Here is a 1,265-nt window from a genome sequence, read left to right on the forward strand (position 1 = left end):
CTCCTACCCCGCGCATGGCTGCCACCCAAACCTGTAGGAGGGAGATGGTGGAAGCTCATTTCACTACCAGAGGTTCAAAGATGACAGCGCTTAAACCCGACCCACCCTACGAAAAAATCATCCCTCATCCCGACAATCGCTTCATGGCCCTGACCGGCAACTGCAGCGACATGCCCACGCTGTTCGTCGATACCCACGTCCCCCTCGACATCCTCATGGACGCCGCCAACTACCGCATCCGCGCCGTGATCCAGGTGCTGGAAAACATGTGCATGCGCGGCTCGGTCGAGTGCGACTCGATCATCCTCAGCGACTTCGCCATGCTCTGCGCCATTCCGCTGCGTGACGGCTGTGATGTGCTGGATGTGATTGGCAAACGCCTCGGCAACCTGTCCCTGTAAGCCTGAGAGCGTTTTTGTGGCGAGGGAGCTTGCTCCCGCTCGGCTGCGTAGCAGTCGCAACCCGGTTGTCGCGGTGTGAGACGGAATGGGGGATTGAGGTCTTGGGGCCGCTGCGCAGCCCATCGGGGATGAATCCCCTCGCCACAAAGGCAAGGGCAAAAGATCGCAGCCTTCGGCAGCTCCTACAGGGTGTACGCCAATCCCGTGTAGGAGCTGCCGAAGGCTGCGATCTTTTGATTTTGATTCCATCAGCGATTTACGCATCCTGAGTTTTGGTAAAGCTTTCGATACGTTGTCGAGACAACTGACCTGTGACACCTCTGAGCAGGTTATCGGCATGTTGAGGCCCGCTCGGCCGCCAACCCCTGACTTGCCGCCCGGTAAAAGGTAAACTTCACGGCCCTCGCAGGAGCAGCCATGAATTATCGTCACGCCTTCCATGCCGGCAATCACGCCGATGTGTTCAAACACCTGACCTTGACCCGCCTCATCGCCCTGATGTCGCGCAAGGAGCAGCCGTTTGCCTATCTCGACACGCACGCCGGCATCGGCCTGTACGACCTGCAGGGCGATCAGGCCAACCGTACCGGCGAGTACCTGGAAGGCATCGCGCGGTTGTGGGATCAGCCGGATCTGCCGGCCCTGACCGCCGACTACATGAAGGTGTTGCACGAGATGAACCCCGATGGCCAGTTGCGCTACTACCCGGGTTCGCCGGAGCTGGCGCGGCGTCTGACCCGGCCGCAGGACCGGGTGATGCTCAACGAGAAGCACCCGCAGGACGGCGTGCTGCTCAAGGACAACATGGCCGGCGACCGTCGGGTCAAGGTGCATCTGGGCGAGGGCTGGCATGTGGCGCGGGCG

At 60.9% G+C, this 1,265-nt stretch carries 2 protein-coding genes; both read left to right on the forward strand.

The window, feature by feature from the left end; all coding sequences use genetic code 11:
• Nucleotides 1-80: 80 nt before the first annotated feature.
• Nucleotides 81-401, forward strand: a complete 321-nt coding sequence (locus tag DBR18_RS23360; protein ID WP_108592093.1) for a hypothetical protein — start codon at nucleotides 81-83, stop codon at nucleotides 399-401.
• 417 nt (nucleotides 402-818) lie between these two features.
• On the forward strand, nucleotides 819-1,265 hold a 447-nt coding region (rlmJ, locus tag DBR18_RS29775; protein WP_256588862.1), incomplete at its 3' end, for a 23S rRNA (adenine(2030)-N(6))-methyltransferase RlmJ.

Source organism: Pseudomonas sp. HMWF021 (assembly GCF_003061005.1).
GTDB lineage: Bacteria > Pseudomonadota > Gammaproteobacteria > Pseudomonadales > Pseudomonadaceae > Aquipseudomonas.

Bases quoted from the DNA above. Each gene is read 5' to 3' on its own strand.
- DBR18_RS23360 (WP_108592093.1), top strand. From the start codon at position 81: ATGACAGCGCTTAAACCCGACCCACCCTACGAAAAAATCATCCCTCAT.